At 33.8% G+C, this 6,238-nt stretch carries 6 protein-coding genes and 1 pseudogene; 4 read left to right on the top strand and 3 right to left on the bottom strand.

The window, feature by feature from the left end:
- Nucleotides 1-119: pseudogene (locus ABY285_RS11950) on the top strand (tRNA (adenosine(37)-N6)-threonylcarbamoyltransferase complex transferase subunit TsaD); the annotation flags it as partial.
- 281 nt (nucleotides 120-400) lie between these two features.
- On the opposite strand, the gene ABY285_RS11955 reads toward ABY285_RS11950, so the two are convergent.
- The 3 genes from ABY285_RS11955 to ABY285_RS11965 all read right to left on the bottom strand — a co-directional run bounded on the left by ABY285_RS11955 (nucleotide 401) and on the right by ABY285_RS11965 (nucleotide 3,548).
- Nucleotides 401-1,684, bottom strand: coding sequence for a mechanosensitive ion channel family protein (locus tag ABY285_RS11955; protein WP_372770356.1), 1,284 nt, complete (start codon nucleotides 1,682-1,684; stop codon nucleotides 401-403).
- Nucleotides 1,685-1,687: 3 nt separating this feature from the next.
- Nucleotides 1,688-1,963: a DUF3817 domain-containing protein gene (locus tag ABY285_RS11960; protein ID WP_372770358.1), complete on the bottom strand. Its 276-nt coding sequence runs from the start codon at nucleotides 1,961-1,963 to the stop codon at nucleotides 1,688-1,690.
- Nucleotides 1,964-2,228: 265 nt separating this feature from the next.
- Nucleotides 2,229-3,548 carry a dihydrolipoamide acetyltransferase family protein gene (locus ABY285_RS11965; RefSeq protein WP_372770360.1) on the bottom strand — a complete coding sequence of 440 codons (1,320 nt, stop codon included), beginning with the start codon at nucleotides 3,546-3,548 and terminating at the stop codon, nucleotides 2,229-2,231.
- Between the two features lie 423 nt (nucleotides 3,549-3,971).
- On the opposite strand from ABY285_RS11965, the gene ABY285_RS11970 reads away from it, so the two are divergent.
- From ABY285_RS11970 to ABY285_RS11980, 3 genes are all read left to right on the top strand, one after another.
- Complete coding sequence (locus ABY285_RS11970; protein ID WP_372770362.1) at nucleotides 3,972-5,054, top strand: cytochrome c3 family protein; 1,083 nt, start codon at nucleotides 3,972-3,974, stop codon at nucleotides 5,052-5,054.
- A 76-nt stretch (nucleotides 5,055-5,130) separates the two neighbouring features.
- Nucleotides 5,131-5,490 (top strand): hypothetical protein, encoded by a 360-nt coding sequence (locus ABY285_RS11975; RefSeq protein ID WP_372770364.1) that lies wholly within the window; start codon nucleotides 5,131-5,133, stop codon nucleotides 5,488-5,490.
- Between the two features lie 16 nt (nucleotides 5,491-5,506).
- Nucleotides 5,507-6,238, top strand: a 732-nt coding sequence (locus tag ABY285_RS11980) for a DUF5777 family beta-barrel protein (RefSeq protein WP_372770366.1), incomplete at its 3' end; no start/stop codon positions are given.

Raw genomic sequence — 6,238 nt, forward strand, 5'->3', positions numbered from 1 at the left:
AATATACTACCGATAATGCCGGAATGATTGCCATTGTGGGCTATTTGAAGTATTTGGAAAATGATTTTTCAAATGAAACAACAACTACAACAGCACGGTTAAAAGTAAATGAAAATTAGTACTTAAAGTTTGGAGTGCCTAGAGTTGTTTTATTTTTAGGTTCATTTCATGTTCTTTTTTTAGTCACTAAAATGCCTAAAATTTGGTGTGACTATTTAGTCCGAATGTTATAGTCACTATAACACTACTATAACACTATGTATGGAGTATGTATGGAGTATCCTCCCTTTACCCTCCCTTGAGCTCCCGTTTTGACTGGTGTTGTGCGCGTAAAAAAACGCTAAAATAGCTGTTTTGCTAAAATTGGTTTCTTTTTGCTTTTAATCCTTAATTCGCATTTCTAATATTTAACATTTTTTTCCGCCAAGGACCTTAAGTCTTTTCCTGTTGGTTCCTCAAAAATTTCCAGATCAAAATAAGGCACTGAAGCAATGACGTGGTCAAAAATATCAGCCATAATAGCTTCGTAATTTTCCCAGCGTTTGTCGCTGGTAAAACAATATATTTCTAAAGGAATTCCTTTTGAAGTTGGTTCTAATTGCCTCACCATTAAAGTAAGTTCTTTGTTTACAGCAGAATTTTCGTTTAAATAGGCATTCACATATTTTCTGAAAATACCAAAATTAGTTTGATTTCTTCCGTTGATTAAAACCGATTTGTCAGCCGCCGTCTTTTCATTATACTTCAAAACTTCACGTTGCTTGTGTTCAATATAAGATTTTACCAATTGTATTTTTTTATAATCTTCAATTTTTTCATCGGTTAAAAACTTTATGGATGACTGTTTTATTAAAACGGCTCTTTTTATGCGTCGTCCTCCAGACTCCTGCATCCCTCTCCAATTTTGAAAAGAATCGGAAATTAAGCTATAAGTTGGAATGGTTGTATAGGTATTGTCCCAGTTTTGAACAAGTACCGTCGCTAAATTAATATCAGTCACAAACCCGTCGGCGCCAAATTTATTGTAAGAAATCCAATCTCCAATCCTTACAATATCATTTACTGAAACTTGGATTGAAGCGACAAAGCCTAAAATAGTGTCTTTAAAAATTAACAATATCACTGCGGAAGCGGCACCCAAAGTGGCAAAACTCATAATGTCTTTTCCCGTTAACTGGTACACAATAAAAATGGCGGCAATTCCCCAAAAAAACAGCATGATTACCTGCGTATAACTTTCCAAAGGCTTGTCTCTGTATTTTTCTTTGGTTCGTAAATATTTTTGGGTAGATCTTAAAAAACTTCTAACAATTTGAACAATTAATATAACCGCATAAACATTAACGGCAATAGTGAAAATTTCAATTAAAAATGGGTATCCCTCAACGATATATAGAATGCTGAATTTTAAAATGTATACCGGAATAATATGTGCAATGTATCTGGGGAATTTACTTTGAACCAAAAAATCATCTAAAGTTGTCTTGGTTTTTTCAGAAAACAGTTTAAAGGTTACAATAATTATTTTACGCAAAATTCTATCCAAAAAAAGTATTACTAAACCCAGCAGCATTAGGGTTACCAATAAATTTATGAAACTCGCCCAAAAAAACAACATTCCCTTATCAATTAAATATTCCTGTATAAAATTGATGTAAAATCTTACTTCAATATCCCCAATCATACTTTATCGTGTTAAGTGTTTTTTGTCAATATAAATTGCACCAAATGGAATTACAGAAGCAAACAAAATAATTCCCAAAGTTTTAAAACTCCATTTTAATTCATAAAAAACCATGATTGCCAAAACCACAAATAATAAAAAAAGAATACCGTGCACCATACCAACTACCTGCACCATTTGTGGCAGGTTCCATATATATTTTAATGGCATCGCAATAAACAACAGCACTAAAAGTGAAAATCCTTCAAGCAACGTAACAATTCTAAACGCTTTAATCATCTTTATTTCAAATTTTATGTTGGTGCAAATTTAAATTTTTTAAACCAGTCAAACTATTAATCGATTCTTTTTTAAAACTTTATAAATTTTTGACATTGGTAATTATTACAATGCTTAAAATTAAGCCATTCATTTAAGTTTTAATTTATAATTACGAGCAAATCAAAAAAACCCGCTCAATTAACTAAATTAAAAGAACAGGTTTCATATTTATTTCAGAAAAAGTCACTAGTTACTTAACAATTCCATGAATAATATTTGTAAATTAATAGTCGGTATTTACGTCCCATGCTTCCAAACTTTCTTTAACCGCTTTAATAAACATCCCTCCTAAAGAGCCATTAACCACACGGTGATCATACGAATGCGAAATAAACATTTTATGACGTATTCCTATAAAATCGCCATCAGGCGTTTCAATTACTGCAGGCACTTTTCGAACAGCTCCCAAGGCTAAAATTGCAACTTGCGGCTGGTTAATTATTGGCGTTCCAAAAACACTTCCAAAACTCCCAACATTAGTTACCGTATAAGTTCCTCCTTGAATATCATCAGGTTTTAGTTGACCCTTTCTCGCCCTGTTAGCCAAATCGTTTACGGCTCTTGTCATTCCCACCAAATTCAACTGATCCGCATTTTTAATGACTGGAACAATTAAATTTCCATCGGCCAATGAAGCCGCCATTCCTAAATTGATCGCTTTTCTTTTGATAATTTTATCACCATCAACTGAAATGTTAATCATTGGGAATTTTTTGATGGTGTTGGCAACCGCCATCATAAAAATGGGTGTGTAGGTAATTTTTTCACCTTCACGGGCAAAAAATTTGTCTTTGTTAAGTTCTCTCCATTTAACAATGTTGGTTACGTCAACTTCAATAAAAGACTGCACATGTGCGGAAGTTTGAACGGAAGCCACCATATGATGTGCCACCAATTTACCCATTCGGCTCATTTCAATAATTTCGTCTTCACCGCTCACCGATATTGGCGCAGCAGTTTTAACCATTTCTTTTGGTTCGGCTTTAGGCTGCTTAACTTCTGCAATAATTTCTTTATTAATCGGCTTGGCGTCACTTCTGTCGCTTTCAACATAGGCTAAAATATCGTTTTTAGTAACCCTGTCATCTTTTCCGGTACCTATTATTGCTTCCAGTTCTTCCATAGAAACATTTTCTTTAGTAGCAATATTTCTGACTAAAGGAGAAAAGAATTTACCCGATTCGGAAACTTTGCCAATACTTTTAAATTCAATGGCATTTTCAACTTCTTTTTCAATTTCTTCGGCTTCACCTATGAGTTCTTTAGAAGAAGCGGCTCCTCCTTTTTCTGATGCACTTTCATCTAAAGCTTCTATAATAGCAATAGTTTCTCCAACTTTCACCACAGCATCCACATCATATAATATTTCAACCAAAGTTCCTTCCACCTCACTGGGCACTTCTGAATCTACTTTATCGGTAGCAATTTCAACAATTGCCTCATCCATATCAATATGATCACCAACATTTTTTAACCAGGAAGTTATGGTTGCTTCCGCAACGCTTTCACCCATTTTGGGAAGTTTTATTTCGAATCTTGCCATTGTATCTTTTTTTGTTCCGCAAATTTACAAAAAATTTGAGCTGTTTTTTGGTTGGTACAATTATAATTTAAAAAATCAGCTCATTTATTTATTGTGACTTTCATAATAACACTCCCTAAAATCATCTTAAATTATAGCATACTTAATTTAATAAATATGCCAACGGCTGCACGCTTAATAAGTAGTCATAATTCAATTATTATTAACAAAATTTTCACTGCTAAATGACAACAATTACATTTTTGTGTAACAATTGTAGCGTTAACTTTACATTAAATTATCTATAAATAACCCTAATAAATGTTAAATAACTAATTATAAACGATTTAAGACTTTAAAAAAAAATGATATTTATCATAAACAAATGTTAATATTATGATTAATTTTATAGTAGGATTTAAAAACAAACAAATATCTAATATTATGAAAAATTTGAAATTACTTAGTTTCTTGATGATTTTAGCATCAAGTTTAATGTTCATTCAGTGCACAAGCGACCCAATTGCTGGCCCTCAAGGTTTCCCGGGTATAGATGGGTATGTTGGTGAAGATGGTGAAGACGGCGTTGCAGGTACTGCCACATGTGTTTCTTGTCATAATAAAACCCATAGAAAACCAATTGAAGACTCATTTCCATTATCTAAACACAGTACTGGAAAGACTAGAGATGGAAGATGTGCCGCTTGTCATTCACAAGAAGGTTATTTTGCGGCATTAAAAGGAACATTTAACGAACTTGACTATCCTTCCGGAACAGTTCTTACAAAAAAAACCTGTACAACTTGCCATAACAAACACAGCACGTTTGATTTTGAAAATGATGGTTATGATTTTGCATTAAGAAGTTTTGGCCCTGTAGAATTAAATCAAATGCCAGGAGTAACAATTGACTTCAATAATACAAGTAATATGTGTGTCCAATGTCACCAACCACGTGATGCTGAACCTTCTTTTGAAGCAGATGGCACTTATATTGTAACAAGCGAAAATAATGGAATTGGTCCGCATTACGGTGTAAATGCAACCTTTATGAAAGGAATTCAAGGTTATGCCATTACTGGAGATGTTGCAATTCCTGGGGCTGGCGACAATCCTCATTCTGTATTATCTTGTACTAAATGCCATATGGGAGACCCTAATACAAACTCTCAAGAAGGTTTTGGCTATGACGATAACGGATCACATACGTTTAATCCAACTTTAAATACTTGTATAAAATGTCATGATGGCCTAACAACTTTTGACAGAAATGGTTTTCAAACAGAAATTCTTGCTTTAGAAGAGCAACTTAAAGATTTGATGTTTGCTAAAAATATGGCGGTAATGGGCTCAAGAAGGCCTGAACTAATAACTGGTCAAGTTTTACCAAAGGCCTATGTAGAAATTTTCTGGAATTATGCATCTGCAACATCAGACCATAGTCATGGAATTCACAATCCTCCATATACTGAGGCAATGCTTAAAAATGCTATTCAAAAATTGAATAGTTTACCTGCAATACCATAATTAGATGGTTTTTAAAATCAGGAGACAACAACTCCTGATTTTTTTATAATTATCAATAACAATTCAAAAACTAAAAATGAAAAAAATATTTCAAATTTTATTGATCGTATGCGTGGGTTTGGCAATGAACTCTTGTTATTATGATGAATTACAAGAAAAGGTAATTCCTGAATTGCCTTCTGATGTTGATATTTTATTTGGAACTCAAATACAGCCTATTTTTACGGCCAATTGTATTGGTTGCCACAATACCAGCAGAAATCCGGATTTAAGAGAAGGTTTTGCTTACAGCGCCCTTGTACCTCAATATGTTACTGCCGGCAACGCTGCCGAAAGTAAATTGTATAATCAATTGAAAGATGGTCACCAAAATTTGGCAACCGCAAACTTATCATTAATTAAAACTTGGATAAACCAAGGTGCTAAGCGAAACTAATTTTTAAGACAGACACATGAAAAATTATATAAAAATACTTTTTGTTCTTTTGTTGTTACCCGTAATTTCAATGGCACAAGAAGAGAGCACAGAAGACACTACAGCCGTTGTTGCTAAAGAACAATTGGAAAGATCCGCTTTTGAAAGCGCTACGCTTATTGAAAATCCTACCAATGTTTTGTTTGACAAAAACTCGTTAGAAGTGCAAATGCAACACAGATTTGGATTACTTAAAGAAACCAACACGTTGGCCGGTATTTATGGCGATGGTGCAAACATTAGAATTGCTTTGTCTTATGCCATTCACAAAAGATTGACAATTGGTTTCGGTACTACCAAAAATAGCCGTTTGCAAGATTTTAACTGGAAAGTTGCCTTGTTAAGACAAACACGATCTAACAGCATGCCTGTAAGTGTTTCTTATTATGGGAATTTTACCATTGACGCAAGACCTGAATCTACTTTCAATATGATTCAAGACCGATATTCTTTTTTCAACCAAGTGATTATTGCAAAAAGGTTTACACCAAATATTTCGTTGCAAATTGCACCAAGTATTTCGCATTTCAATGCAGTGGAGCCTGGTATGGAAAATGACATGTTTGCCATTGCTTTTGGAGGCCGTTTTAAAATTAGCCCTCAGACAGCTATCATATTTGACTATAGTCAACCCCTTACACAGTTTGAAGAGAATAATCCACACCCAGGAATTAGCATAGGTACTGAATTTTCAACTTCAGGTCATTCT

The sequence above is a fragment of the Lutibacter sp. genome (genome assembly GCF_041555395.1).
GTDB lineage: Bacteria > Bacteroidota > Bacteroidia > Flavobacteriales > Flavobacteriaceae > Lutibacter.

Excerpts from the sequence above, each read along its gene's own strand:
- ABY285_RS11955 (WP_372770356.1), bottom strand. The coding sequence starts at position 1,684 with ATGATTGGGGATATTGAAGTAAGATTTTACATCAATTTTATACAGGAA.
- ABY285_RS11960 (WP_372770358.1), bottom strand. The coding sequence starts at position 1,963 with ATGATTAAAGCGTTTAGAATTGTTACGTTGCTTGAAGGATTTTCACTT.
- ABY285_RS11965 (WP_372770360.1), bottom strand. The coding sequence starts at position 3,548 with ATGGCAAGATTCGAAATAAAACTTCCCAAAATGGGTGAAAGCGTTGCG.
- ABY285_RS11970 (WP_372770362.1), top strand. The coding sequence starts at position 3,972 with ATGAAAAATTTGAAATTACTTAGTTTCTTGATGATTTTAGCATCAAGT.
- ABY285_RS11975 (WP_372770364.1), top strand. The coding sequence starts at position 5,131 with ATGAAAAAAATATTTCAAATTTTATTGATCGTATGCGTGGGTTTGGCA.